This window comes from Argonema galeatum A003/A1 (assembly GCF_023333595.1).
Taxonomy (GTDB): Bacteria; Cyanobacteriota; Cyanobacteriia; order Cyanobacteriales; family Aerosakkonemataceae; genus Argonema; species Argonema galeatum.
This window is the reverse complement of sequence record NZ_JAIQZM010000012.1, coordinates 144,773-170,286: the sequence shown is the minus strand read 5'-3', so window position 1 is coordinate 170,286 and position 25,514 is coordinate 144,773. Positions and strand designations below refer to the sequence as shown.

Annotated in this window: 25 protein-coding genes and 1 pseudogene; 11 read left to right on the top strand and 15 right to left on the bottom strand. The window is 44.7% G+C overall.

All coding sequences use genetic code 11. The features are described from left to right. Positions 1 to 429 precede the first annotated feature (429 nt). Positions 430 to 609: pseudogene (locus LAY41_RS15290) on the bottom strand (hypothetical protein); the annotation flags it as partial. A gap of 242 nt (positions 610 to 851) precedes the next feature. Here LAY41_RS15290 and LAY41_RS15285 point away from each other — a divergent pair. Beyond that, a complete protein-coding gene (locus LAY41_RS15285) occupies positions 852 to 1,451 on the top strand; it encodes a DJ-1/PfpI family protein (protein ID WP_249099305.1) in 600 nt (199 codons plus the stop codon). Between the two features lie 363 nt (positions 1,452 to 1,814). On the opposite strand, the gene LAY41_RS15280 is transcribed toward LAY41_RS15285, so the two are convergent. The 4 genes from LAY41_RS15280 to LAY41_RS15265 all read right to left on the bottom strand — a co-directional run bounded on the left by LAY41_RS15280 (position 1,815) and on the right by LAY41_RS15265 (position 5,793). Further along, complete coding sequence (locus LAY41_RS15280; protein ID WP_249099302.1) at positions 1,815 to 2,510, bottom strand: hypothetical protein; 696 nt, start codon at positions 2,508 to 2,510, stop codon at positions 1,815 to 1,817. A 41-nt stretch (positions 2,511 to 2,551) separates the two neighbouring features. Continuing rightward, the gene (locus LAY41_RS15275) at positions 2,552 to 2,965 is read right to left on the bottom strand and encodes a hypothetical protein (RefSeq protein WP_249066420.1); all 414 of its coding nucleotides are present in this window, start codon (positions 2,963 to 2,965) and stop codon (positions 2,552 to 2,554) included. Positions 2,966 to 2,979: 14 nt separating this feature from the next. Next, entirely contained in the window at positions 2,980 to 4,206 is a 1,227-nt protein-coding gene (locus tag LAY41_RS15270; protein ID WP_249099300.1) for a hypothetical protein, read from the bottom strand. 555 nt (positions 4,207 to 4,761) lie between these two features. Then, entirely contained in the window at positions 4,762 to 5,793 is a 1,032-nt protein-coding gene (locus LAY41_RS15265; protein WP_249099296.1) for a hemerythrin domain-containing protein, read from the bottom strand. A 905-nt stretch (positions 5,794 to 6,698) separates the two neighbouring features. Here LAY41_RS15265 and LAY41_RS15260 point away from each other — a divergent pair. The 5 genes from LAY41_RS15260 (at position 6,699) to LAY41_RS15240 (ending at position 9,390) form a co-directional block, all read left to right on the top strand. Beyond that, complete coding sequence (locus tag LAY41_RS15260) at positions 6,699 to 7,217, top strand: DUF2231 domain-containing protein (protein WP_249099293.1); 519 nt, start codon at positions 6,699 to 6,701, stop codon at positions 7,215 to 7,217. 195 nt (positions 7,218 to 7,412) lie between these two features. Beyond that, positions 7,413 to 7,814, top strand: a complete 402-nt coding sequence (locus tag LAY41_RS15255) for a ribosomal maturation YjgA family protein (protein WP_249099289.1) — start codon at positions 7,413 to 7,415, stop codon at positions 7,812 to 7,814. Positions 7,815 to 7,855: 41 nt separating this feature from the next. After that, positions 7,856 to 8,083 (top strand): DUF167 domain-containing protein, encoded by a 228-nt coding sequence (locus LAY41_RS15250; RefSeq protein ID WP_249066435.1) that lies wholly within the window; start codon positions 7,856 to 7,858, stop codon positions 8,081 to 8,083. Between the two features lie 36 nt (positions 8,084 to 8,119). After that, positions 8,120 to 8,680, top strand: coding sequence for a pentapeptide repeat-containing protein (locus tag LAY41_RS15245; protein ID WP_249099287.1), 561 nt, complete (start codon positions 8,120 to 8,122; stop codon positions 8,678 to 8,680). A gap of 41 nt (positions 8,681 to 8,721) precedes the next feature. Further along, a complete protein-coding gene (locus tag LAY41_RS15240; RefSeq protein WP_249099284.1) occupies positions 8,722 to 9,390 on the top strand; it encodes an SOS response-associated peptidase in 669 nt (222 codons plus the stop codon). Here LAY41_RS15240 and LAY41_RS15235 read toward each other — a convergent pair. Further along, a complete protein-coding gene (locus LAY41_RS15235) occupies positions 9,377 to 9,907 on the bottom strand; it encodes a zinc ribbon domain-containing protein (protein WP_249099280.1) in 531 nt (176 codons plus the stop codon). The two genes, LAY41_RS15240 and LAY41_RS15235, sit on opposite strands and share 14 nt — an antisense overlap. 300 nt (positions 9,908 to 10,207) lie before the next feature. Here LAY41_RS15235 and LAY41_RS15230 point away from each other — a divergent pair, with 300 nt between their 5' ends. From LAY41_RS15230 to LAY41_RS15210, 5 genes are all read left to right on the top strand, one after another. Further along, a complete protein-coding gene (locus LAY41_RS15230) occupies positions 10,208 to 10,768 on the top strand; it encodes a Uma2 family endonuclease (protein ID WP_249099277.1) in 561 nt (186 codons plus the stop codon). 285 nt (positions 10,769 to 11,053) lie between these two features. Then, complete coding sequence (locus LAY41_RS15225; protein ID WP_249099274.1) at positions 11,054 to 13,909, top strand: CHAT domain-containing protein; 2,856 nt, start codon at positions 11,054 to 11,056, stop codon at positions 13,907 to 13,909. 36 nt (positions 13,910 to 13,945) lie between these two features. Continuing rightward, positions 13,946 to 14,278: a hypothetical protein gene (locus LAY41_RS15220; protein WP_249099271.1), complete on the top strand. Its 333-nt coding sequence runs from the start codon at positions 13,946 to 13,948 to the stop codon at positions 14,276 to 14,278. Positions 14,279 to 14,427: 149 nt separating this feature from the next. After that, positions 14,428 to 15,966, top strand: coding sequence for a hypothetical protein (locus LAY41_RS15215; protein ID WP_249099268.1), 1,539 nt, complete (start codon positions 14,428 to 14,430; stop codon positions 15,964 to 15,966). A 218-nt stretch (positions 15,967 to 16,184) separates the two neighbouring features. After that, a complete protein-coding gene (locus tag LAY41_RS15210; RefSeq protein WP_249099265.1) occupies positions 16,185 to 16,469 on the top strand; it encodes a YiaA/YiaB family inner membrane protein in 285 nt (94 codons plus the stop codon). A gap of 46 nt (positions 16,470 to 16,515) precedes the next feature. On the opposite strand, the gene LAY41_RS15205 is transcribed toward LAY41_RS15210, so the two are convergent. From LAY41_RS15205 to LAY41_RS15165, 9 genes are all read right to left on the bottom strand, one after another. Further along, a complete protein-coding gene (locus LAY41_RS15205) occupies positions 16,516 to 17,682 on the bottom strand; it encodes a nucleotidyltransferase domain-containing protein (protein ID WP_249099262.1) in 1,167 nt (388 codons plus the stop codon). A gap of 27 nt (positions 17,683 to 17,709) precedes the next feature. Beyond that, positions 17,710 to 19,497 carry an ABC transporter ATP-binding protein gene (locus LAY41_RS15200; protein ID WP_249099259.1) on the bottom strand — a complete coding sequence of 596 codons (1,788 nt, stop codon included), beginning with the start codon at positions 19,495 to 19,497 and terminating at the stop codon, positions 17,710 to 17,712. Positions 19,498 to 19,585: 88 nt separating this feature from the next. Then, positions 19,586 to 20,734 (bottom strand): 50S ribosomal protein L11 methyltransferase, encoded by a 1,149-nt coding sequence (locus tag LAY41_RS15195; RefSeq protein ID WP_249099256.1) that lies wholly within the window; start codon positions 20,732 to 20,734, stop codon positions 19,586 to 19,588. 180 nt (positions 20,735 to 20,914) lie between these two features. After that, positions 20,915 to 21,898 carry a phosphoenolpyruvate carboxykinase (ATP) gene (locus tag LAY41_RS15190; protein ID WP_249099253.1) on the bottom strand — a complete coding sequence of 328 codons (984 nt, stop codon included), beginning with the start codon at positions 21,896 to 21,898 and terminating at the stop codon, positions 20,915 to 20,917. Positions 21,899 to 22,008: 110 nt separating this feature from the next. After that, positions 22,009 to 22,173, bottom strand: coding sequence for a hypothetical protein (locus LAY41_RS15185; protein WP_249099250.1), 165 nt, complete (start codon positions 22,171 to 22,173; stop codon positions 22,009 to 22,011). Continuing rightward, complete coding sequence (locus tag LAY41_RS15180) at positions 22,155 to 24,026, bottom strand: asparagine synthase-related protein (protein WP_249099248.1); 1,872 nt, start codon at positions 24,024 to 24,026, stop codon at positions 22,155 to 22,157. The genes LAY41_RS15185 and LAY41_RS15180 overlap by 19 nt, the downstream gene beginning before the upstream one ends. Continuing rightward, positions 24,023 to 24,484 carry a lasso peptide biosynthesis B2 protein gene (locus LAY41_RS15175; protein ID WP_249099246.1) on the bottom strand — a complete coding sequence of 154 codons (462 nt, stop codon included), beginning with the start codon at positions 24,482 to 24,484 and terminating at the stop codon, positions 24,023 to 24,025. Before LAY41_RS15175 ends, LAY41_RS15180 begins: the two co-directional genes overlap by 4 nt. Continuing rightward, a complete protein-coding gene (locus LAY41_RS15170; protein ID WP_249099242.1) occupies positions 24,468 to 24,752 on the bottom strand; it encodes a PqqD family protein in 285 nt (94 codons plus the stop codon). Before LAY41_RS15170 ends, LAY41_RS15175 begins: the two co-directional genes overlap by 17 nt. Positions 24,753 to 25,038: 286 nt before the next feature. Then, positions 25,039 to 25,491 carry a ferredoxin gene (locus tag LAY41_RS15165; protein WP_249099339.1) on the bottom strand — a complete coding sequence of 151 codons (453 nt, stop codon included), beginning with the start codon at positions 25,489 to 25,491 and terminating at the stop codon, positions 25,039 to 25,041. Between the last annotated feature and the right edge of the window lie 23 nt (positions 25,492 to 25,514).

Genomic DNA, 25,514 nt, shown 5'->3' with positions numbered 1-25,514 from the left:
CTGGAAGGGTAATTGTCCTTGAGGTGGATCTCTATCCAACATCAAGGTTTGACGGAATTGAGCTGGCAGCGATCGTTCAAGTTTTCAAGTAAGTGAACAGAATGTTGAGAGAGGCAGCGGCAAGGCTAGACTTGGGGCTGACGTTCCTCAATCAGGTGATCTTGTTATAGCAGCTATTGACAGAGGGTAATTGCCTAACGTAAAGCGATCGCCGCTTGCCCCAAGTTAATTAAAGGCCGTAAGGAATATACCGAGATTGCTCGTCTGTTAGCAATCACTCAACATTAATCTTTATACTGGTTTTGTATTAGACTTCTAGCGATCGCTGCCAGCACAGGCAGGTTTCAGATGTTGATCGACGCAAGTTGGCACAGAATCAAAGGTACTAAAAACAACCTCATCGGGGACAACATCGCAATCCCAAGCCTCCTATAGTGCTTTCCAACGTTGCCCCAGCCTTTCAAAATAAGTGCAAAACCTTTGTGCAGAACCAGCTAACGTTCGTGGGTGTTGAGAAGAAGCTTGGAAGAAAAATTGGTCAGAACCGCGCTGTTTTTCAGGAAAGGGTGCAACGATTAACTTAACATTGAGTTTTCGCTGTCGTTTAACACAGGAAGGAAACGTCAAACCTACTTATATTCAGGTTTCTGGAGTTTGATGAGTAAGTTTGAGTAAGTTTTTCAGAACGGAACAATCTGTGTTTGTCTATCTGCCAGATCGATCGCTTTTTACCACGAAGCTGGAACACTTTTGCCAGTGCCAGAATTTGCCAAAGATTTTAGCCTTACAGTAAAAGGCTTATTTAGTTGGTTGCTAGAGTGAGTTTAGCTAAGTCAAGAAGGATTTAAAATATGGCTGCCAAGAAGATTTTGATGCTTGTCGGTGATTATGTGGAAGATTATGAAGTCATGGTGCCGTTCCAAGCCCTACAGATGGTTGGACACACCGTTCATGTTGTTTGTCCCGACAAAAAAGCCGGTGAAAAAGTGCGAACAGCCGTTCACGACTTTGAGGGCGATCGAACCTATAGCGAGAAACCAGGTCATAATTTTACGTTAAACGCCGACTTTGATGAAGTGGAAGCAGAAGCTTACGACGCCTTAGTAGTACCTGGGGGACGTGCGCCGGAGTACATTCGTTTAAATGAGAAGGTGCTGGATATTACCCGCCACTTTGCCGAAGCAAATAAACCTATTGCCGCAATATGCCACGGGTTGCAGGTTTTGGCTGCTGCTGGAGTCCTGGAAGGTAAGAGTTGCACGGCATATCCCGCCTGTGGCCCAGATGTGACTATGGCTGGCGGACTCTATGCTCATATTCCCGTAGATGAGGCGATGGTTGATGGCAATCTGGTGACGGCACCGGCTTGGCCCGCGCATCCCCGCTGGCTAGCTGAATTCCTCAAACTTCTGGGAACAAGGATTGAGCATCCAGAATTGGCTGCTGTCTAAATCAAAAGCCGAGTGAGGTAGAATAAAACGATTTTCTTCATAGCGTAGGGGCGGGCTTCGCCGTGAGATCTGCCGAACGGTTTTGCAGATAATTTGTGGCTAACCGACCAGAATCATGGCAAAACCCGCCCCTACAATTTATAGCAACCGCTCTCGTCGGTTAGGGCAACTCCAACTCTTACTTATTTTCCAAATCCCTTACGGAGTAACCTTTTCCCTCTTCCCTCTTCCCTCTTCCCTAGCCCCTAGCCCCTAGCCCCTAGTCCCTAGCTATACATGAAGTGGAGCAACAGTACAGCCCAAAAACCCGGTTTCTTGAAGAAACCGGGTTTTTCTATACCTCACTAACCTCAAAGAGCGGTATTACTTGACTCTGGGGCAAGGGGCGGAGGTTACTAGAAAACCGCCAGCTTCGACAATGAAGTCGTCGAAGTCGCGATCTTTTCCAGGAGGACGAACACCGTCGGGTCGCAGTACTCCGGTATCATCCCAGCTGATGCGGACGCCTTTGCGATCGCCCACCTTTCCGTCAGATAAACCACCTACAGACTGGGCAGAATCTGCATCTTGGCTACCACTAAGTTGCTCGAATCTTGTCGAGTAAAGTGTGGTTAAAAGTGTACCGTTGGGGCGAAAAACCTTTAGGTAGAAGGCATACTGAGTATTGGCATCAAACGTAAACCGCCTGATGGGATCTGGCACCGAGTTACCGGGTGTCCCCACAAAATCCCTTGATGTGCCAACGTCATCGGTGCGCGTGGAGGGATTATTAAGTTCAGATCGATCGCTAAAGTCGTCAAAGGGTTTAACTTCGGCAATCAGATCGGTCATTTCACGGGTAGCTAAGTTGATGACGCCAAAGGTTGACCTGTAATAGCCGTGGGATTCTCTGAATTCAAATTCGATCAGGGTATCCTCGTTATATTGGATACCGCGATCGGGGATGGTCATCTGAGCTTTAACTGCTGTCGAGAAGCTCCCTACAAGTCCGGCGGCGATCGCTCCCATCAGCAACTGTACCCCGGCAGCCCGATATCTCTTAAGCTTTTTCTGCATCATAGCTGTTATCACTTCTCCTCACTCACTATGGGGGCGAAACTCTACCAACTCTTAAAAGCTGGACTTATTTGTCCTACTCGTTCCAATTCGTTCCTCAAGTTGTCTCGATCATTCCTTAAGGCATTCAGCCGCTGACACGCAGCTGGATATTCGCCTGCAACTTCTTGGGGATTTCTTAAATACTGTCGGGGGCCGCCCGCACTTGGCGGTGCCGCTTCGACTGCTGCCAGACAAGCGTTATAGGCTTGTTGGGATTCATCGTTGAACCTTCTGACGCGATCGGCCAACTGGGGATCTAACCGACCGCCTCGACCACCAAATCGAGGCGCTGTGTTGTTCCAATAATTGGTTCCCGTGATATCGGGAGCGTGGTCAGCCCTGACTGGCCCAACCGTTAGCGACCCGGCAACTACAGATAGACCAACGACCCAAGCAAGGGATTTAATTGTCCGCATTTAGCACCTCCTACTTAAAACTGAAATGAAATTCCAGAGCCTAACACAAATCGAGGGTCGTCACCTCTACCGGCAAGGTCGCGCACGGCTGGGGTAATCACCCAAGGAAAGCGTTTAAACGGTGCGATCGAAAGTCCCAATGCTAGGTCTGTTCCTGTCCACTCTGTAATAAAACTGACTGGTCGGATAATGCGGAGGGCTATATTCCCAAAAAAGTTGGGGTCGTTATCACCAGCATCGATAGCACCATTCGATCGGAACTGTCCATCCCCTACACCGAGAGTGACAGAGACACGACTGAGAGGATCGCGAATAGATTCTCGCGTCCGAAAGATTTTGGTAATCACTCCATAGCGGGAATGTTCAAAATCGTTGCGACCGATATTTACAAAGCCGTTGTAGCCTGCTGCTATGGAGAAGCTATCTCCAAAGCGACGATGCACTTTGGCATTAAAGCCGCCTTCGCCAAAGTCATTTTCATCATTAAAATTTTTAAAGGCATAGGACAGTTCGACGCCCACTAATCGATCGGCATCGCCTAAACCAATCCCCACCCCAACGTTGCCATTATTGTCGTCGTCATCGTGTCGGGTGGTGTTTTGATAAGTACCGCCGATAAAGACGGTGTTTCGATCGGCCCCAAAACCTACGGGGATATAAATGCTCAGACCGGGCGAAGATTCAAATTCATCTTCTACTTCTGGTATTGCCAGTGGGGTAATTCGATCGGGCCTTGGGCACTCTCTCGCCGTTCTCTGCGCTACCTGAGTAGACCTTGCTGGGTCAGCGTTCTGTCTGGTTTGTTGACCGCAAGCAGTAGTGCGGTTTTGTGCTGGCGGAGTTACCAGCTGGTTGACATCGGCAGTAATGGATGATTCGGAAACGAAGTCGTTGGCGCGGAGTGCCTCAGCACCTGGGCCTTCTGTCAACAGTAACTCAGTCGAGCCGAGCTTTTCGGTATTTGTGGTGGATAACTGAGAAACGAGGTTATCTGTAGGTTGGGCTTTTTCTGGGAACGATCCGACTTGCCCTAAAACGTTTGTGCGATCGCTTTCTATCTCGGCAGCTAGTTGTGCTGCTAGAGTTTCCGGTGGCGCAACTGCCTCCTTCAACGCCGAGGAGAGTGCGATCGCTTGTTCTACCGGAGGAGAATGCTTACTCTGGCTGGGGTTGGCTTCTGCGCTCAGAGCCCCTGCTGCCAGAGCAGCTAACGTATAAACAGCAACAGTTGATAAACGCATAAAATGTAGTCTCACAAAACTCACACCAAAAGAGATCTTGGAAATGCCGCACCCTGAGCAAGGTTTAGCACCCAGAAAATGTCAAGGTTAGCTACCCTGATGCTTTATCCGTATATTAAAGAGCGATATGCCCACAGGCAGAAGAGCGATCGCACTCTATTGCTTACTATCGTAAACTATCTTACGACAGCTGACGCAGCCTATTTACGAGAGAAGGATAAAGCGAGTCTATCGGTAGGCGACGATTCAAACTAATACTTAGTTCCTATACACCGATCGTTATTAACTGGAACAATGCCGAAAAAACTTGGGATTGTGCTTCTTACGGCAGAAATGTCAGCCTTGCGGGTGATGTGCTAAATAGGCTCTCCATAACAATCCCTTCGCGTCCGCCGAAAAATAGACTTGCGACAGTAGGTTGCATTTCGCTTCACAAAAGCCCAACCTACAAAAAAAGGCGTTTCCAGATAGAACCTGGAAACGCGCGAAGATTGCTATTTACTACTAACTATCGATCGCTATCAGCCTCAAGAATATAGCTAGCAACTTACGTTACTACTTCTGGGAAGCTGCCAGTTGATCTTGGAACTTGCTCTTAGCTGTTTTGAAATCGGTAGCCATTTTTTCCTGCTGCTGTTCACTGAAATTGTCGCGGATTTTCGCGAACATTTCATTCTCTTCTTGCTGCACGTGGTGCATAACAGCAGCCATCAGCTGTTTAACTTCATTTTTGAAATTGGGTGAAGAGGGGCTGATAGACTTAATCTTTTCCAGCACCTGTTTCATTTCAGCTTGTTCTTTATACAGATCTTCGGTTTTTGCGTAGTAAGGACGTACTGCTGGGTAGACAACTTCCTCTTCAGCTTCCGAATGAGCGCTCAGATCTTTGTAAATCTGACCGAAATACTCTTGGAGCTTTTGAGGATCTTCAGTAGATTGAAACTGGGTGAACAGAAGATTCACCTTGGTGTGATCCATTTTGATCAGATCTTGAATGTTCATGTCGCTCTTGCTGCGGGTAACAACGCTACCAGCGACGCCTGTAAAGGCTGCAACCGCATCTTGAACCCGTGCCCAGATTCCTTGATCTGGGTCTTTGCCGGTCAGTTCGCGGGTGCCCAGAATTTCCAGGACTCCTTTGAGTTGTTCTTGGTGAGCCCGGTTCTCAAAGTTAACCGTGTTCAAAGGAGTGATAGCAGCTTCAACGTCAGCGCCAACAATTTGAGCAGCTTTGTGAATTAGCAGTCCACTCATGGTCTGCTGATGTTTGAGCAATTCATGCTGACCTACTTTCTCAAACAGAGTCAACTCTGAACCTTGCATGAGTTTCCGAGTTGACTCAATCAGTTTGGTTGTTGTATGCTTCGGCTCTCCCTTGACACCATACTGAACAATCACAGTGTCTAGAACGCCCATGTTTTTATGATCGTCTTCTAGCATATCGCGCAGGCGATCGCAAATTTCTTGATCTCCACACTCTTTTATAAGAGCTTCCTCATTCGAGATCAGTAGGTTTTGCACCGCTTTCATATCAGCCAGTTTCATGGCAATAGCAGTGCGCTTGGTGTCGTCAATAGTCGATACCATCGTTTGTTCTCCTCTATTAATCGTGTAGGTTTGCAATTGGAACCTTATACGAGAATCGCATAAGGTTCCAGTTAAGCCATCTTTCTTTTGACTGAATTATAAGTAAATTCATTTAAGTCTTAATTTATCTATAAACATGGCGAGTGTTTGCTATAATAAATATTTTAAAGTCTACCTTAAAATCTACGACAGTACTTGCATATAAGTTTCTACTTATAGATAGATAACTGATAAACATCTCCTCCATCCCTAGACAGATACGCTTTTTACAGCGATAGATTAGATTTACTCAATGAAAGGAAAAAAGGAGATAAAGAAGTGACGCCATAACAGTCTAAACTGCGGTGGTGTTGATAGAAGTCGGCTGAAATGGGAATAACCATTCCCAAGAAGTTTAGTAGGCCGAGAAAAAGGAACTATCGTCAAAATTTATCAACTTTAGAAACGATAAAAACAAGAGAGAGAAGTGTCAGTAACCCAGTCCTTTAGGACTGGGCTTGTAAGAGTAATCAAGCAAGCCGTACTGACCAGACCACTCGGTAAAACGAGTAGCCGTTATTTGAGTCACGACACCGGGCGAATGCGTAGCTAGTTCCCCGCTCTGTCGCTTGCGATTAAACAGTTTTAAGGTCACTGAAACAGTGTTGCAAGCCTAAAAAGCTCTTATAACAGGTCGAAGCTAACATAACCCCGCAAGGGAGGCTCGAAAGAGCAAAACATTATGCGTACAGAGTTGTGAGGTTTGAGATGGTAATTCTCCCATCGAAAGTGCATCACAAAAGCACACCAAATTAAACAACTCCAAGGCGGTAATGGTATCAAAATATTCAATGCGGTTAAAACCGCTTGAGTCGCTTTCCTCTCAGCCCTAAAGGGACTGAGTTTCCCGCTTACCATGAGGTTTTATGACACAAACTCCCAATGTCCCCCCGCTGATTGAAAGTGATGAGACAGATTATCGCGATAGCGGGGTAACCAGTACAGTAGCGATCGCAGGACACCCCCTGCATCCTCTCATCGTCACCTTTCCAATAGCTTTTCTGGTGGGACTAGCGGCAACCGACCTAGTATATTGGTGGACAAAGGATTTCTTCTGGGCGCGAGCTTCTTTTTGGCTGCTGGCCGCTGGGTTGGCTTCTGCCTTGGTAGCAGCACTCACCGGCATTATGGATTTTCTGAAAATTGAACGAGTCCGCAAGCGTAGCGCCGGGTGGGCGCATATGCTACTCAACGTTAGTGCGATCGTCCTTACAACTATTAACCTGATACTGCGTTGGGGCAACACCGCAGGGGCAATTTTGCCCGTAGGACTGACGATTTCGCTTCTCGTGGCTACACTTCTCGGTCTTTCGGGTTGGTACGGTGCCGAACTTGTTTACCGACATAAAGTTGCTGTGATTGGCTACGGCGACGCAAGCAGATAATTAAGTAGCCTTTTTAAGTACCTGTCTGAGAGATAATTTATTAGAACTTACGCATTTTATCGCTTGATTCACTACATCTGTAGAGTCAATTCATGAATTGACTCTACATCTGAGGGAAAAAGAGCCTAATTGCGTAAGTCCTATTGATCTCAGACAGGTTTTGGTTTTTGCTTTGAAACGAGAGATAGAAACTTAATGCTTCAAAAGGCAACTATTCGCCAACTGACTATCCTCTCGCTGATCGTTGTCACGCCGCTGGGCTTACTATCCAAATTCTACAAAGGCCCAGGCGATTGGTGGTTGAATGATTATGCAGGCGATGTTCTTTATGAAATATTCTGGTGTTTATTCGTATTTTTACTGATTCCAAAGCGCCAAGCACTGATTAAAATACCTATATGGGTATTGATCATTACTTGTATACTCGAATTTCTACAACTTTGGCATCCCCCACTTTTACAACTAATCCGATCGAGCATCTTGGGGAAATTGCTGCTGGGAACAACGTTTGCATGGTGGGATTTTCCCCACTATCTCATCGGCTGCTTCATCGGTTGGTTATGGTTGCGACTTCTTTGGAGATTTCACGACGACTAATGTTAAGCTTGTCTGTAGTCTTAAATAGGAACCCCAACCCCATGAAAAAACAGGTAAAAGTTAAACCGAATTCAAAACAGCAAAAGATTGAAGAAGCCCCAGATGGAAGCCTCACAGTACATTTGAAGTCGCCTCCAGTAGATGGTAAGGCAAATGAAGAGTTAATTAAACTGCTGGCAGAAAAATTTGACGTACCCAAATCCAAAATCAGTATCAAGACAGGGTTATCCTCAAAAAACAAGCTAGTTGAAATAGCTACTGATTCTTAAATGAGTAGCCTTTGATTGATTCCACATAATTATTGTATGACACAAACTTCAATTATGAACACCCTAAAAATATCCCTTTCTTTAATAACTTTTACCTTGCTAACTCCTGCTGTTAATGTACAAGAAGTTAAAGGTCAAGTCAACTACAATAATAATTCCCAAATAGTTAGACAACTGTTGGAAAGTAAATATTGTCCAAGCTGCGACCTCAGAAACGCTAACTTGAGATCTGCTAATCTAGTAGGCGCTAACCTCGAAGATGCCAATCTAAGTAACGTTGATTTAAGCAATGCTGACTTGAGTGGCGAATTAGTTCAATTTAGGTGCGGTAATGGCCCAGAATTAGTACCTGCAAATTTAAGTGGCGCTAACCTAAGCGGTGCCAATTTGGAGAATGCTAACCTCAAAGGTGCCAACTTGGAAAACGCCGACCTCAGAGGCGCTAATCTGAAGGGCGCTAACTTGGAAAATGCCAATCTCACAGGTGCCAATATCGACGGCGCAATTGGTATTGAACAAATAAAATCTTTTTCTAAGCAGATGATAGTACCTTTAGAAAAAATGTGGGTCGCTGTTAATAAATGTGGAAATAAGTAGGGATATTTGTTAAAATTAACAGATAAATACTCTATAAAGATATGTGTGGACGATTTAGCTTTACTCAGTCCGAGAAGATAGTAGCTGAGGTATTTCAGCTAGCCTCCGTTCCGACTCTATCGCCACGATACAACATTGCGCCAACGCAACCAGTACCGACAGTTTTAGTAGATTCCGATGATAAAAATCGGCACTTGAAAATGTTGCGTTGGGGTTTAATTCCATCCTGGGCTAAAGATATTAAAATCGGTGCTAAGCTGATTAACGCTAGGGCAGAAACCGTTGCTGAAAAGCCAGCTTTTCGGTCAGCTTTTAAGCGTCGGCGGTGCTTAATTTTAGCTGATGGATTTTATGAATGGCAAGAACAAGAAGGTAAGAAGCAACCGTTTTATTTCCGCTTGCAAGATGGAAAACCTTTTGCATTTGCTGGATTGTGGGAACGCTGGGAAAAAGGTGAGGATGAGGCGATCGCATCTTGCACGATTCTGACGACGGAATCAAACGAGTTAATGGGCCCAATTCACGACAGAATGCCAGTAATTCTCGACCCAAAAGACTACGACAAATGGCTAGATCCAGAAGTGCAAAAACCCGAATCCCTACAATCGCTTCTGCAACCATACAAATCAGAAGAGATGACCTTTTATCCTGTCACCACAAAGGTTAATAACGCCAAAACGGATAGCCCAGATTGTATCAAGAAGGTGTGAGACGATGACCGCAATGGGTGCAGAAGCGATCGCTCTCTCCCACCACCTTACCGCATTCCGTACAAAAACGCCTGGTTGCAGCAGTTTCTTCCTCTACAGAACCCATTCGCATCTCCATATTCCCCATCCGCATTTCCATATTGGGCGACATCCGCATTTCCATATCGCCGATCGGTTTCATAGGTTCCATCGGCTGCATTGGCTGCATTGGGCTTTTTTCTACCTGCTGGAGTGGTACAACCTCCGCATTACTGAGTGACGGAGATTCACTGAAACTACTGATTCCATTAGCTTGCAAACGCACAAAGCGCGAACCTTCTGTCCCCTCAATTTGCAACACAAAACCAGTCGCGCTACGGAATAAAGCAGGCGGCTTCGTCCAAGTACCCGTTTGAAAACTGCTGCTTTGGCTTTGCTGCTGTCCCGGACTGCTGCTAATCAGGGTAATTGCTGTTTGCGTACCGTTATTTTCGATGTAAACTTGTTGGCCGCTGCCCAAATCGCCTATGTAAGCCATGATGATTTTGAAGAAAAATATTAATTAATTATCATTGTATAACTATTTTACTGAATCTGCTGTTAATTTTATTATTTACTAACAATTAAACAGCTATAAACCCGTTTTGCATTGTAGATTGTTGGGCTTCAGCCCTAAAAGATTTGTGCGTTGTTGGGCTTCAGCCCTAAAAGATTTGTACGTTGTTGGGCTTCAGCCCTAAAGCGCTAAAGCGCAACAACGTACCTAATACTAGCTATCAACTTGAATTAATTAAAAAATATATTAGCACTATAATAGGATAAAAACAGAGGTTTAGTTATGCCACAACAATTGCTAAAACGACTATTCACCGTCAAAGAATATCACCTAATGGTTGATGCTGGTATTCTCAAAGAAGATGACAGAGTAGAACTTATCAAAGGAGAAATTGTTCAAATGTCACCGATTGGAAGATTTCATGCTGCTTGTGTAAAGCGATTAATCAGGCTTTTTTCTCAATTGCTAGGTGAACTAGCTATAATTGGTGCCCAAGATCCAGTAGAATTAGACGACCTCTCCGAACCACAACCAGATTTAGCATTGCTGAGAATACGCGCAGATTTTTACCAATCTGGACATCCGCAACCAGAAGATATACTATTAATTATAGAAGTAGCAGATACCACAGTTGAATCTGACCGAGAGGTAAAAATACCCCTTTATGCGAGTAGCGGTATTATGGAAGTTTGGTTGGTGAATATTCCGGCACAATGTATCGAAGTTTATCGGCAACCTTCAGCGAATGGTTATCAAAACGTACAGATATTTCAGCGCGGAAAATCAATTTTTGTAGAAGCTTTTCCCGATGTTAATTTTACAGTTGATGAAATTTTGGGATAAATAGTTTGTCGATAAATCCCGCCAGATATAGCCCGCCAGGGGTTTTAACCCCAAGCTAATAGCGAAAGTCCTCTTTAGAGGACTGGGGAAATAATTAAATTTTTGTTACCTTTATTCAGTCCACTTCAGTGGACTTTTGCTATTAGCCCGGAAATTGATTTCCGGGCGGGTGTGGACGAGACGCCTAATTAATTTGCCAACAATATCATTAATTTCCCGGCAGATGTTGGCAATACCACCAAATTAAGCAATAATAAATCTATCAGCAGATAGATGTATCTCTCCATGAACGAACAACGCCTGCAAGCCTATCTCAATCTTATCAATGCCCTGCTGAATTGTCCCAGTGGCGAAGAATCAGAGATTTTGAACGCTAACCGAGAACTGGTTGATGCTGGTTTGGTAGAGACAATGGCAAAAGAAGCAGAAATGTTGTCACAAAGGGGAGACGAAAATGCTGCTAATTACTTAATCGATGTGGCGCGTCAACTGGCGGAAGCATTGGGGTTGTCATCATCATCCCAACTTGACTTTCTGTTAACTGTATTGCAAGCCACCGCAGACAGCAACGGCGATCCGCAAGTTGTTTACCCGTTGCTGAAAGAAAACTTAGATAAAATCGATGATAAGTTGGCGGTTGTGTTGGAAGAATGGGCAACTGCTAAGTTACAGGAAGTAGAATCAGAGATAGCACAAAGTATTGCAGCAGATATTGGAAATTTCAGTAATCGGATTCAGCAGTTACCGTTAGGAAATCGGGATAGTAATTTAGAAATTGCAATTACGGGATATAACGTAGTGCTGACTGTTTATAATAGACAAGACTTTCCCAAGAATTGGGCAACGACTCAAAACAATTTGGGAAATGCTTACAGTGATCGCATCATCGGAGAGAAAGCAGAAAATATCGAATTAGCGATCAAGTGTTACCAACAAGCATTGCAAGTTCGCACCCACGAAGCTTTTCCCCAAGATTGGGCAATGACTCAAAACAATTGGGGAAATGCTTACAGTGATCGCATCCAAGGAGAAAAAGCAGAAAATATTGAATTAGCGATCGATTGTTACAAACAAGCTTTGCAAGTTCTCACCCGCGAAGCTTTACCCCAAGATTGGGCAGGAACTCAAAACAATTTGGGAACTGCTTACAGTGATCGCATCAAGGGAGAGAAAGCAGAAAATATTGAATTAGCGATCGATTGTTACCAACAAGCTTTGCAAGTTCTCACCCGCGAAGCTTTACCCAAAAATTGGGCAACAACTCAAAACAATTTGGGAACTGCTTACAGCGATCGCATCAAGGGAAAGAAAGCAGAAAATATTGAATTAGCGATCGATTGTTACCAACAAGCTTTGCAAGTTCGCACCCGCGAAGCTTTTACCCAAAACAATGCCGAAACCTTACTCAACCTCGGCATTGCTTACCAAGAATATCGACAATTCACCGCCGCCTACAACACCTTTGTATCTGCGATCGAAACCGTAGAATTATTGCGCGGCAACATAGTTTCTGGCGATGAAGTTAAACGCAAACACTCACAAGAATGGAACCAACTTTATCTCCGTATGGTAGAAGTTTGCATCGAACTCCACAACTACACTAAAGCAATCGAATACGCCGATCGCAGCAAAGCCCGCAACCTAGTCGAACTCATCGCCACCCGCGACTTATATCCCAAAGGCGAAATGCCAGAAGAAGTGCGAAATGAACTGCAACGGTTAAAGGCAGAAATCAATCTCGAAAGTCGTCGTCTCGCCAATTCAGAAACCCGGTTTCTCCAAGAAACCGGGTTTCTGGGGGAAGATACTATATATATTAATGAATTGCGGGAAAGATATAATCAGCTTTTGCCATTTAAACCAATTCAATTTAATGATATTGAAAAGTTGATCGATGAACGCACGGCGATAATTGAATGGTATATTACAAACGATAAATTTTTGGCTTTTATCATTACATCAGATCCCCCCCTAACCCCCCCTTCAAAAGGGGGGGAACAAGAATCAGAACCCCCCTTGTTAAGGGGGGCAGGGGGGATCGCAATCTGGCAATCCACCCCAAAAGACTTAGAATCATTACAAAATTGGGCAAACGAATATCTCAACGACTACACCCAACAATACCCATCCTGGCTAATCCAACTACCCCAAAGACTAACCCAACTAGCCGAAATCCTCCACATCGATGAAATATTATCCCAAATCCCCTCAAACTGCGAAAAACTCATCCTAATTCCCCATCGCTACCTACACCTGTTCCCCCTCCACGCCCTACCTCTCAAAGTCCCTCCGTCCCCAGGCGATTTAGAGGGATCGGAAGTCCCCCCGTTGCGGGGGGATTTAGGGGGTTTCCTCCTCGACAGATTCCCCAACGGCGTCAGCTACGCCCCCAATTGCCAATTACTGCAACAAGCCCAAAACCGCCAACGCCCGAATTTCCAACACCTTTTCGCCATCCAAAACCCCACCGCCGATCTCGATTACACCGATTTAGAAGTAGCCACCATCCAGCAACACTTCGATCCCAGCGACATCCTCGCCAACACCGCCGCCAAAAAAGACGCCATCTCCAACGCCCTTCTCCGCAACCCCCACTGCGCCCACTTCTCCTGTCACGGCTATTTTAATTTTGCCTCTCCCTTGCAGTCAGCCCTCCTACTGGCAGATTCCAAACAACCCGACGGCGACATCGACCTGCAAAAATGCTTTACTTTAGAAGATATCTTCACCAGCAACTTCAGCCAATGCCGCCTCGTCACCCTTTCCGCCTGCGAAACCGGATTAACAGATTTCACCACCAACAGCGATGAGTATATCGGCTTACCCAGCGGCTTTCTAGTTGCGGGTTCTCCCAGCGTTGTCAGTAGCCTGTGGCGTGTGACCGATTTGTCAACCGCATTTTTAATGATTAAATTGTATGAAAACTTACAAAGTCAGACATCCGTACCGATCGCCCTCAACCAAGCCCAAATCTGGTTGCGGAATGTCAGCAAAAAAGAATTTATACAGTGGACTAATTGCCTCAATTTAGGTAACAATTGGATAGAGGAAATCCAAGCTAAACTGGAAGTGTTCAACTTGGATGATGCACCTTTCGCCCATCCTGTTTATTGGGCTGCTTTCTGTGCCATTGGGCAATAAAACCGATCGCGCTTTATATCAAATTACCCCACGAAAATGGATCAAACTATTCCCGCTTTACTGCAAGTATTCAAATCTACTCCTACCCTTTTTCCCGCCAAAACCATGCAAGAGTTAGATATAAAACTAGCTGGTTTGGAAAACGAAAATATCCATATTGTCACTAAAGAAATCAAAGATTGGGTTAGCAAACAAACTCGCCCACTCAAAGATAACGTGACTCTATTCGCCCAATCTTTTAGAGAAATCAAAGGTGTGCGTAAAGTAGAAGCTTCGGAAGAAGAAATGTTGGTAAACCGCTTCCGAGAATTGCGAGACGCCGTGAAAAGCAAACTCAATCCGCCGCAAAGATCGCAAACTAATTCATAGGCGTTCATTGTTTATTGTTCATTGGACATCTCCAAAAATTCAAGGTGCGTTAGCTGAAACCCTTGTAGAGACGTTTCATGAAACGTCTCTACAATCTTTTTTGGAGATGTCTATTGTTCATTACTCCGATTTCTAATGGCCAATGACCAATGACCAATGGCTATATTAACATGAACCATCAAGTCTACGCCCCAAACATCCACCTGTTCGCCTACCATTTGCAGAGTGAGAAAAACCCATGTCTCCTCTACGCCAAGGTAGATGAAATTTTTGCGAAATTAAATATCCCTAACTTCAATTTGTCGCAGCGGATTGATTTGCAGAAAGAACCGGATAGGTTGCGCGTAGACTTACTCAAAGATGAAGAAATCGCCAAAAACGATAATATTTCTCCACCATTCCAAGGTAATTTTACTCTAGAGGAAAAAACGCTAAACTTTGATGGTTTCGCCTATCCGCTGCGAATTCAAGATAGCTACGCTTTAACTTTAAATATTCGCATTCCGGAAAAAGACGAGAAAGATAATGATACTGAGTATGTAGGTACGGCGCTGCTATCTCAGTTCAATCCAGATTATAGCTTGCTACCAAATTTTATCGCCAGTTCGCTTGGCCAAACTCTCCTGATTACTGCTTGGGTAGCTGAGGATAAAAGAGATTTATTTCCCGATTATTTGGAATTGGTATTTGAAGAAAGTAGCGGCAAAGATTCATATTTAACAGATTTAGCGCAAGAATGTCTGGAAGCTTTCATTACAGATCGAGAAAAACAACCTTCATTTCATCGAGAAGGAGAACTGTTTGGCAGTCCAATTTATGAATATGGTATACTTGGAGATAAAACTCCCTACCAACACATCCTCGTCTGGCTATTCTGCAATAAAGAAACTGACAAAAAATTCTCCAAATGCTATCAAGACTTAATCGATTTATTCTGTTACCGGAATAAGATAATTCAATCTTATCGCGACAGCCGACAAGTTTACAAAGCTCTCGATATCACCTACAATAAAATAGAGCAAGAAATCGATGCCGTAGAAAATATCACCACAACAGACACTTTAAGCGAAGACGATTTAAACAAGTTGCAACAAAAGCTGAAAATCCTTGCCAAATCTGCCTCCGAATACACTCGTCTGTTGCGCGACTTGGAAGAACAACGCCACACGATCGCAATTAACACCCGCAATTATGGCGAAAAGCTAAAACAAATTAAAGTTAAAATAGAAAAAGAAAACAGTTTTTGGTTTGGTAAGGATCTAGATTTTCTAGAAAGATTTCTCAGCAGCAATTGTCGTCGATTTCAGTCACAAATTAAAGCGAATTTGGGATATTTTGTGCCTGGAGAGGGATTGCTCGATCGGGCCATAGCTTCCATTCGAGGTATCGTAGAAATAGAACAAACTCGGATCGATCGCCAACGCCAAAAAGACGCACAAGAAGAACGGGATGCGATCGCCACAGCAGACAAAGCTTTACAAAACGAAATCCAAGCGATCGGTATAGCAGTTGGTGCTGGTGCGATAATGGCTTCTACATCTGGATTAATAACGCAACCTTGGCAAACACCTTCCCTTTCTCGTCCGCTTCATCCTTTCTTAATAGCTTTGTTTCTCAGCGTTATAGTTGCTGTAGCATCTGGATGGATTGTACGCCTATGGCAGAAAACAAAAGATAAACAAAACTAACTCTTAAATCGCAGGTATAGTGTGCCAGTTACCAAACCGTCCCCACACAGTAAGACTTATCAATCCTTGAAAAGCTCTCCTTGTGGTTGAATACAGAGATTTTGCAACATCCACTTAATAAACTGTCACTCAGAATTCATCTACCACAATAGGTAAATAGAATATCATGAAAACAAGCTAACAAGCAAAAAGATTTTATCCTACGATTGAGAACCTGTATGCCACAACAACAAACTGTCCCTCAAAAAGATACCGCCGCTTGGATTATTCAAGTCTGGCTTTCTTTTGCTCTTTCCGTCTCTGCAACTTCTCTCGGCATAATTTACCTCCCTGTAGATAACTGGGTAAAAGGTTATATGGGTATGGGTTTAGTTTTTTCAGTAGGCTCCACTTTTACGCTTGCCAAAACCACCAGGGATAATCATGAAGCTTCCAGACTAACAGCTAGGATTGATGAAGCTAGAGTCGAGAAAATACTCAGTGAACACCATCCTCTTAAATAGGGAATAGGGGATAGGGAAAAATATTAATTCTCCCACTCCCCCACTCCTAATTAGATAGCCGCCTCAAACCCCGCAACCAACGGTAAGGATAATAAAAAGGTACAAGCAGCGGATGTAGAATTTTGTAGCGATATTCCATATACTCGCGAGTCGGAAACAGCGTATCCCAAACAATACGCAACCGTTGACGCCAATCTTTAGCACCCGCCACATCAGCAAACAAACGCATAGCCATAATTTCGTATTGCCAAGCATAAGTTCGCACTTCTTCCCGCGATGCTTCTAAAGTAAGGAATTTCTCCAAAACATCTGCCGGAATTGGCGAATCCCATTCATCAGCTATTTGAAGCAAAATCCGCTGTAACGACATCACCAAATTGTATTCTTTTGCCTTACTTATAACCAATTCCCAATCAATTTTTTCTTGGTAAAACCTTATAACAGCCGCTATATCGTGCAACCACATCAAACTTTCACCGCCGTGATGCAGCATCAAATGAGCGCATAAATAAACCACTTGCGCTTCGCAACCCAGCACCAGCGCCGGTGCTAAATTAATCTTGGCAGGCAAAGAAGTTTCCCAAAACCAGTCAGTAGAAAACGTGCGCTGATAATATATAGGAGCTATTAGCCGCCAGTGCAAATCGATATAAATATCTACAAGTCCGCCCTTGGAAAAAATCTCTTCATTGCGGAATTCTTCAGTGAAACCAGCCTGCATTTCCACACCCACAGGTGCATATCCCAAGCCTGTCAGAATTTGTCGAGTCACTGCCAAATCTTCAGGGTGGATAAGTAAGTCTAAATCGCTCATCGGTCGTGCCGCAATATCATCATAAATCATCTCGGCTAAAGCAGCACCTTTGAGGACGATAACATCTACTCCACCAGCAGCTAGTTTGTGCAGCACATCAGCTAATTCCCTCAGCAGCAAAGTGTTGCGGCAGGCATTGTGATAATAAGCTTTGCGCCATTCCTCCTCAATCAATGGGGAAACTAAGTTTTTACCGCGCACAATATGGTATAACAGAGGAGCCAAAGCTTCTGTATGTACAATCTGGCGCAAAGCATCCCAATTAAAATTATCAGTAGCCGCTATTTCTCGCGCCGCATCCAAGGCTTTTGAATCCCAGCGTCCGCGAAGACACAACCGCAGAAAAGTGAGGAAGTCAGGGGCTAAATTGCTAACTGGTTTGCTGCATTCTGGGTTCATATAAAAAATATCGATTTTGCCAACATTCTATTCTGATTCCTGTATTTGCCTTTTCCAAGACTTAGCATAAGCGCCACCGCGAGATAATAACTCATCATGACTACCTGATTCTACAATTTCACCATCAGCCATTACGTGAATAATATCGGCACGTTTGGCGATCGTGAAGCGATGGGTGATAATAATAGCAGTGCTAGAACCTACCAATTGCCGAAACCTCTCTAACCAGTCAGCTTCCGCCCAAGAATCCATCGCGCTGGTAGGTTCATCTAGTATAATCAGAGGAGCCTGACGGAGAAAAGCTCTCGCTAGGGCAATCCGCTGCCATTCGCCGCCGCTGAGTTCTGTTCCACCTTCAAACAACTTCCCCAATAAAGTATGGTAACCTTTTGGCAAGCGATCGATAATCTCGTCAGCACCCGCAGCTTCAGCAGCAGCAGTAATTTCAGATAAACTGGGAGATGATATTAAATCCCCCATTGCAATGTTTTCGGCGACGGTGGTATTATAATCAACTGGTTGCTGAAACAGAATAGTGATGAATCGCCGCAAGTTTTGGATTGGTAAGTCTCGCAAATCTATGCCATCCAACTTGATACTACCATGCTGCGGATCGTACAAGCGGCAAAGCAATTTGAGCAGGGTAGTTTTACCAGCACCGTTGCTACCAACGATCGCTACAATCTTACCAGCAGGAATAGTAAGATTGAAGTTTTCTAAAGCATCCTTGTGGCTACCTGGATATCGGAAGGTAACTTGATGAAAGTGGATTTCCTGTTTTAAAGTTATTGGTGTCAATCTCGGTGAGGGGGAGTCTACTACTTGGGGTTGCAGTTCGAGAAACTCGAATAGGTTGCCCAAAAATAACATATTGCTGTAAACTTGACCGAGGTTTCCCAGGAGATTTCGCATCACACCTTGACCTTGATTGAAAGCCTGGTAAAATAAAGCTAAGTTTCCCAAACTCACTCGCCCCTGAAAAACTTTCCACACCATCCAAGTTAGGGCAACTGCGGTGATTAAAAGCGCGATCGCACTAGCACCCAGATTCGCAAAACTCTCATCCTTAGCCAACTTTACCCGTTCCGATCGTAACTTTCGCCGCAATCTCTGATAAGCAAATTTGAAATGTTCTCCTAATCCAAACAGCCGTAATTCAGCAGCATACTGCATTTCGGTCAGCAGCCAGTAGTAATACCAAGTGCGACGCTCATCAGCAGTATTTCGCAACCACCAATCGTAGTTTTGACTGCTGTAGCGCAAGACGACATAAAAGGCAGGCAGAGTGCTGACTAGCAGTGCAAAAGGTAACCAAATTCCAAAGCGAGTCAGCACCGCTGCCATTGCCATCAGGGTAATACTATTTTGCAGCAAATTGCCGCTATTTTCTAGTAACGCCACCGGACGAAAATAAGCATCTTGGCGAACTCGGTGCAAGCGATCGTAATATTCTGGCGATTCGTAAAAAGCAAAGTCAATCTCTATTGACTTTTCGTGAATAAGGCTGCTAATATAGTCTTTGACTAACTCTGATTGAACGGTGCGAACCCAAGTTAGTAAACTGCCAAGTACCTGAGTTAACAACAAAATACCGCCCATTAAAGCAACTAGCGTCAGAGTCGGTAATATCTTTTGCCAGTCAGCACCAGCACCTAAAGCCGCTACTAGACTATCTACCAGTTGCTGAGTTAAATAAACTGTCGCTACTGGCAATAGTCCCTGCACTACTAGCAGGATAGCCCCGGCGATCGTCCAGTTTTTAGCAGATGTCCAGACTAAGGCGAGACTTCGGGACAAATAAGGTAGTTGACTCAAACCACTTCTTAGCTTTGTCTTTATAATTCTCAAGTTTGTCATTGATAATTGGTAATTGGTAATTGGTGATATCGAATGACAAATTCGACTATTTGCTATACTTTTTAGAGATATCGCCGATCCGCGTCAAAGCCTCCTGCGAATTCCGAAAGCGACTGGGAAATTTATCCTTAACTCGATTGGCAATATCGCCTAACGCCATACCGCTACTCATAAATTCCACAATTAGTCGATCGATCTCTCCATCCTCATTAAGCGTCGGCACATAGTTAGCAGCAGTCTTACGCAGTTGTGCTGGCGAAAGTGGGATTCCAAAAAACGTAGATTGCTGAAATTTAGCTTTTACCTTCTCTGGATTATCTCCTTCTAGCACACAAGTATTCCAACGCCAAACATAGTCTTCACCAACCAAATTTGCCTGCAAAGTAACAGACACTTTATCCCCAACACGAAGAAGAACTGCCTCAGTCCAAGGAAAAAAAGCAATACTGTAGATTAATTCAGGCATCCCTGGCGCATTGGAAAAGCTTATGCCTTCTGCCAGAGTAGCATCAAACCAAACACTTAACCCGTGAGCCGTTCCACTTCTCGCCACATCCCAATTTATTTCGGCACTAATATCGGGACTTTCGATCGTAGTATAATCTAATATTGCCCAAGATTGCGGTGTCGTTAAAAGTTGTGCTGGTGCTACCCAACCTTTACTCCAAATATTAGTTACAATTTGTCGTGCCGCCTTCATATCAAATCCATATTCGCTATCATCCCAAGCCGATACGATCCGATTGTACAAATGGGGTACTTCCACGACAGCCGCCCACAAAGTATCGCGCTGGGGAATCATTATTCCACCGGGCGCAAGCAACCGTTTTCTAGCATCAACAATAGATGGTATGTGCTGTTTAAAAAGTGGCAATACGCCGCGTATATCTGAGATTACTACATCAGCTAATTCCGGCAATTCTACCTGGCTTGATAGTTTTTGGATAAGCTGAATCCGGTCAGCATAGCCATTTACATACGCAATTTCTCTTGCGACTTGAATAGTATCGCTAGGTTCAATAGCATAAACTTTTTTAGCACCAAACTGACAAGCAAGCAAGGCAAAAATTCCTGTACCCGTCCCAATATCGACTACCACTGAGTCCGGTTTTACAGCTTGGCGCAGTGCTTTGACGTAGGCATCCATTCGCCCCTTGTCCGCAATCATGCTACCATATCCGAGAATACTATACATTAGACATCTCCAAAAAATAAATTATGGCTCACTGTTCGGGGCAGGGCGAAGCATTTGGGATATCCAGATCTCTAATTTTTCCGTCAAATTCTCCCCCAAATGCTTCGCCCCTACAAAATACTACAAATCAATACAATGTTTTCTGGAGATGTCTATTGGTAATTGATGATTGGTAATTACTCATTTTGCATTCGCGATCGCCTGAAAATCCTCTAAGATCAGATCGCAGAGTTTTGATAGATAGGCTGGATCTGCGTGAGGCGTGACTCGCCGCAATGGGAGTTTATTCACAACTCGACTCAACAAGTCAAATTCTTGGCCGCGCATTGATTTATCTATTAAAGTGCTTGCATAGGTGTTTGCCACTAAACTAATTAAACCAGTATGGGCAGACACTGTTCCAATGAAGGGTGCAGCAGGAGAGGTAATGCGATCGCTCAGTATATAAATAGCACCCAAAGGCAGCGGTGAAGGCTGAAATTGCAACCCGTAACGAGAATCGAGATATCGTTTATTCCAGTTTGGCGTTAGCAGGGGCAAGCTATCCGGCGAACCGTATAAAGCTTTTACTGACTCCCCCCACAGTCGCAAACGCGGATAAGCAGGCTGGACACTCAACCCAGTATTCCCATCTAACAGCGCCACTACATCGTCGGCTAAAATAGCAAAACCAGCTTTAGCGAAAGCCGCTGCCGTTGTAGATTTACCCGCACCGCTTTGGCCAATTATAGCCAAACACTTATCCCCAACTGCCACAGCACTGGCGTGCAGACAAGTAACACCCCGCAAACGCAGCAGGAACCCTATTATTGGCCCCAAAAGGTAAGTTGCCGTATCTTCCAGCGTTAAATTATCGGGCCAAGTCGCCCAAATTTCCGTCCCTGCGCGGTTAATAATGAACTGAGTGCGATCGCTATATAAAACTCGAAAGTAAGCGCCATCTCTCAATTTCCACGCCCTCATAACAGGCATTGAGCGATCGTCTCGATACGAGCTAACGTACCATACTTGTTGCTTCTCTTCTGGAATTTCCTCCAGCCAAAGCGGCAACAAATGCAGCCACACTTGCACATCCACTACAGGTATAGCTTGTAAAGCTACTAAGCCTGGGATGAATTGATTAGAAGCCAGACCCAGACCAAATGCAAAGTAGAGAAATGACACCTTATTATTGAGGGCAATGCGGTTGCTATAACGAAGCAGTCAAAGTTGCCATTATTTGGGCCAGAAATTAGACAGATGGCATTCAAACTCTGAGATCCCAGTTATCCAATCTAAGCTTTACTCTTAGCTGGGCCGTTTGGATTATCTAGTGTTGGCCCAGCAGTGCTAGTGGACATTGTAAGTTCGCGGATGTCGCCATAGACAAACAGTTTAGGGCTGCGATAAACCTGTTTTTCAGATTTATTGGTGTTTGGCTTCATGCTTTCTGAGTGCATAGTTTCTCTCCTGTATCAATTTGATTTTGATTGTTTTCCAAATTTTGCAACCAGAGATCGAGATTTAGCGGACGTAGGTTGAGCCATACTTCACTTATATGCGAGTTTATTTCGGAAATCAGCCCTACAGCATCTCGATTCACATATTCAGCCAACTCTGATGTAGGCTTAAATTGCTCCATCCATTGGCCTCTCGGTTGCTGCAAAAGTTCCCGCAAAGGGTCGCCAACTAGAGGCGTCTTAGGACGCAGACGCACCGATTCCGGTAAAATCCCTGCCATCGCCACCCGCACCAGTTCCTTATGCAAAAACCAAGGTACTGGCGGAATTGCTAATAAGTAATTTACCAGACGCAGATCGAAAAACGGATACCGCACCTCTACAGGAATACCAGTTACTCCTGGATCTCGGCTTTCAAAAAGGTACGGCCACAATGGTGCTGTAAGCTGTTCGTATGCCTCTGGGCGGATAGGGTGAATTGGCGCTGACTCGCCAGTCAGTTTTTCCCAGCGTTGGTGTAAATTAAGACTTTGTGATAATTCTTTGCTTATCCAACTGGGATAGGGAGGTCGCCAGGAACTAATTCCCAGCCAACGTTTCACTTGCGATCGCAAACCCGGTTGCGGTAGGCGACCGTGAGACAATACGTACTGCACTAACTCTGCCCCCAAACTTAGAAATTGCAGGTTTTTCACCAAATAGGCAAAGTAAAAGTACGCTCCCCTAGAATATAAAACAGGATCGCCGCCATTGCCATCCAGCACCACCCGCGAATGGGTAGCAATTTGCTTAAATTGATCGACTGAAAAGGCTAAGAAGGAAACATCGGTAGGTTCTGGACGCCGCAGTAAGGGTTGTTCCCACCTTTCAAACAGGGTGTAGTCGTCTGCGACTAGATAATGAATGGGAATACCCAAAGCTTCTGCCGCCAGTCCAGAATAATAACGTTCTCGATCCGGAATCAAGCGATCGAACACTGTGGTGTAAGCTCTAAGGTCAAAAGCTTTGGACTGTTTCGATAATGCTTCTTTTGCTGTCGCTGCTATAGTTGTCGAGTCGAGTCCTCCACTCATAAAAACGCCTACGCTGTCACTGCGAAGTCTATCTTCTACAGCCACACCCAATAGTTCTTTGAAACGATCCACATAATCGCTTGCTTTTTTGTACCGGATATGCCCATCTACAGGCAGCGTCCAGTAACGTTTGGATTGTAGCGTTTCTCGTGACAAAGTTAAACAGTGTGCGGGAGGTAGACGCTGAATATCTGCAAAAGTAGTTGTATCTATCTCTTGGTTATAACCAAACAGCAGAAAATCCGCAATAGCCAGATCGTTTAACTCATCCGAAACTTGTGGGTGAATTCTTACGCCATTTAGCGTATTGCTAAAAATCAGGCTATTCCCTACACGAGCATAGTAAAACGGTTTTACCCCAAAATGATCTCTGGCGCAAAATAACCGCTGCACTCTTGAGTCCCAAATGGCAAAAGCAAAATCTCCCAACAGGTGTTTAACGCAGTCTTCTTCCCAAACCTGATAAGCGCGGAGGATAAGTTCTACATCCGTTACCGTTTTAAGATCGATACTCCCGTTCAACTTTTCAACCAGTTCTGCTCTACCATCAATGCGTGCATCAGCAGTAATCCACACCTCACCATCAAGACTACAGGGTTGCTGTTCCCGTAGCGATTCTGATGTTGTACGCAGCAGCGCGTGACCAAATCCTACATTACCATCAACCCAAATGTCTCGATCGTCCGGCCCTCGATAGGCCATGAATTCAGTCATTTGCTGCAACATCTGTCGGTCAACTGTAGCACCGTCCAAATTGATTATACCGACGATGCCGCTCATAACGATTTCACTCCCACTGGCCCGATCGCACCCGCAAAAGGCGCAAAACGCTCCTCAACATCACTACTGTCATTTAAAACATCACCCTCGTACTCCACCCAAGCATGAGCCTCCAGGCTGCCGTCCTGTTTGCGTACTCCTATACGCAGGTCGCTTTCAATACCTTGACAGCGCAGTAACCACAAGAGAACTAGAGACTTTTGCAGGCAGTTAGGGCGATATAAACCCCGGTTACTTGCTAGCGATACCATGCGTGTAATTACGTAAATATCTTTTTTTATCGGTTCTGAATAATACCATTTCTTGTTGGGAAATGCGATCGCAGCATACAGGCGTCGAAACCCAAACAGTTTTATACAAACAGCCGTCAGCGGCAGCAGCAGTAGCGATCGAACCAGCAGATTTAGCTCTGACAAAGAAAGTTTTTTTAACTTGCGCCAACTATTGACTGCTGACATTTACCAATCCATGCTCCACCAGCTGTTCGATCAAGTGATACAAGTCCCCTCGTAGCTGTTCTGCATCTACATCATATTCGGATAGTAAAGATTCGTAGGCATCCTGTATCATATCGCAACTAGAAAGAGCCGCCCACATACGGGTGCCTACCTCATCCAAGCCAAAATAACGTTCGCTCTTAAGATTGAGAATAACCGATTCGCCGTCCAGTTCCCGAACCAAAACATCTACTGGCACTAAAATTCGCATTGCAAAGGAAAGTGTCAAAATTTGCCTAACCTCCCAGATAAATAGGAATTTCCAACGATATCTTAGCCATGATACCAAATCCGCAACGATTACCGCCTTTATGTCTATAGTAGAGACGTTTCATGAAACGTCTCTACAATGTTTAGGCCAAAAATTAAAGGGGATAACAAACCCGGATTTGGTATGATGGCTTAAAATGCCAACACTCATAAAAATAGAGGCTGTATGTAGCAGCCCCTCTCAGAATTAAGGGTATCAGACTGAATAAGGAATAAATCTTCCCTGTATCCATGTTGTACCGCCTTTATTTGCGGTTTGCCTTCCCTTTTTGCTGACGGCGTTTGGTAGTAAGCAGTGCGCGATCGATCGGAAATCCCACAACTGGCGGTATTACTTGATACTCCCGCTCTGCTTCCAGATTTTTCAGTTCTGTGTAGTCTACCCAGTGGATGCAATCGACCGGACAAGTATCGATCGCTTCTTGAATCAACTCCTCCCCATCGCCATCCTGCCGAACCACACGAGAACGACCATAATCGGGTTCTATGTAGAAGGTGTTACGGGCGACGTGAGCGCAATGCTTACAGCCGATGCAAGTAATCTCATCTACATAAACCCCCTTCTGCCGCAGCGACCCGCCCAGTTCTGGCTCAAAACCCGATCGCTCTGGCGCATCTCGAAAGAAACCACCCAGTTCTGGTTCCAAACCAGACCTTGTGGAAGCTGGCGAGACGCCAGCCAGATTTTTGTCTTCCATTGGGAGACAAAAATCTGTGGGAT

Bases quoted from the DNA above. Each gene is read 5' to 3' on its own strand.
- LAY41_RS15280 (WP_249099302.1), bottom strand. From the start codon at position 2,510: ATGATGCAGAAAAAGCTTAAGAGATATCGGGCTGCCGGGGTACAGTTG.
- LAY41_RS15240 (WP_249099284.1), top strand. From the start codon at position 8,722: ATGTGTGGACGATTTAGCTTTACTCAGTCCGAGAAGATAGTAGCTGAG.
- LAY41_RS15195 (WP_249099256.1), bottom strand. From the start codon at position 20,734: ATGTATAGTATTCTCGGATATGGTAGCATGATTGCGGACAAGGGGCGA.
- LAY41_RS15220 (WP_249099271.1), top strand. From the start codon at position 13,946: ATGGATCAAACTATTCCCGCTTTACTGCAAGTATTCAAATCTACTCCT.
- LAY41_RS15275 (WP_249066420.1), bottom strand. From the start codon at position 2,965: ATGCGGACAATTAAATCCCTTGCTTGGGTCGTTGGTCTATCTGTAGTT.
- LAY41_RS15165 (WP_249099339.1), bottom strand. From the start codon at position 25,491: ATGGAAGACAAAAATCTGGCTGGCGTCTCGCCAGCTTCCACAAGGTCT.
- LAY41_RS15260 (WP_249099293.1), top strand. From the start codon at position 6,699: ATGACACAAACTCCCAATGTCCCCCCGCTGATTGAAAGTGATGAGACA.
- LAY41_RS15215 (WP_249099268.1), top strand. From the start codon at position 14,428: ATGACCAATGGCTATATTAACATGAACCATCAAGTCTACGCCCCAAAC.
- LAY41_RS15250 (WP_249066435.1), top strand. From the start codon at position 7,856: ATGAAAAAACAGGTAAAAGTTAAACCGAATTCAAAACAGCAAAAGATT.
- LAY41_RS15245 (WP_249099287.1), top strand. From the start codon at position 8,120: ATGACACAAACTTCAATTATGAACACCCTAAAAATATCCCTTTCTTTA.
- LAY41_RS15255 (WP_249099289.1), top strand. From the start codon at position 7,413: ATGCTTCAAAAGGCAACTATTCGCCAACTGACTATCCTCTCGCTGATC.
- LAY41_RS15210 (WP_249099265.1), top strand. From the start codon at position 16,185: ATGCCACAACAACAAACTGTCCCTCAAAAAGATACCGCCGCTTGGATT.
- LAY41_RS15265 (WP_249099296.1), bottom strand. From the start codon at position 5,793: ATGGTATCGACTATTGACGACACCAAGCGCACTGCTATTGCCATGAAA.
- LAY41_RS15270 (WP_249099300.1), bottom strand. From the start codon at position 4,206: ATGCGTTTATCAACTGTTGCTGTTTATACGTTAGCTGCTCTGGCAGCA.
- LAY41_RS15235 (WP_249099280.1), bottom strand. From the start codon at position 9,907: ATGGCTTACATAGGCGATTTGGGCAGCGGCCAACAAGTTTACATCGAA.
- LAY41_RS15205 (WP_249099262.1), bottom strand. From the start codon at position 17,682: ATGAACCCAGAATGCAGCAAACCAGTTAGCAATTTAGCCCCTGACTTC.
- LAY41_RS15180 (WP_249099248.1), bottom strand. From the start codon at position 24,026: ATGAGCGGCATCGTCGGTATAATCAATTTGGACGGTGCTACAGTTGAC.
- LAY41_RS15175 (WP_249099246.1), bottom strand. From the start codon at position 24,484: ATGTCAGCAGTCAATAGTTGGCGCAAGTTAAAAAAACTTTCTTTGTCA.
- LAY41_RS15185 (WP_249099250.1), bottom strand. From the start codon at position 22,173: ATGCACTCAGAAAGCATGAAGCCAAACACCAATAAATCTGAAAAACAG.
- LAY41_RS15285 (WP_249099305.1), top strand. From the start codon at position 852: ATGGCTGCCAAGAAGATTTTGATGCTTGTCGGTGATTATGTGGAAGAT.
- LAY41_RS15230 (WP_249099277.1), top strand. From the start codon at position 10,208: ATGCCACAACAATTGCTAAAACGACTATTCACCGTCAAAGAATATCAC.
- LAY41_RS15225 (WP_249099274.1), top strand. From the start codon at position 11,054: ATGAACGAACAACGCCTGCAAGCCTATCTCAATCTTATCAATGCCCTG.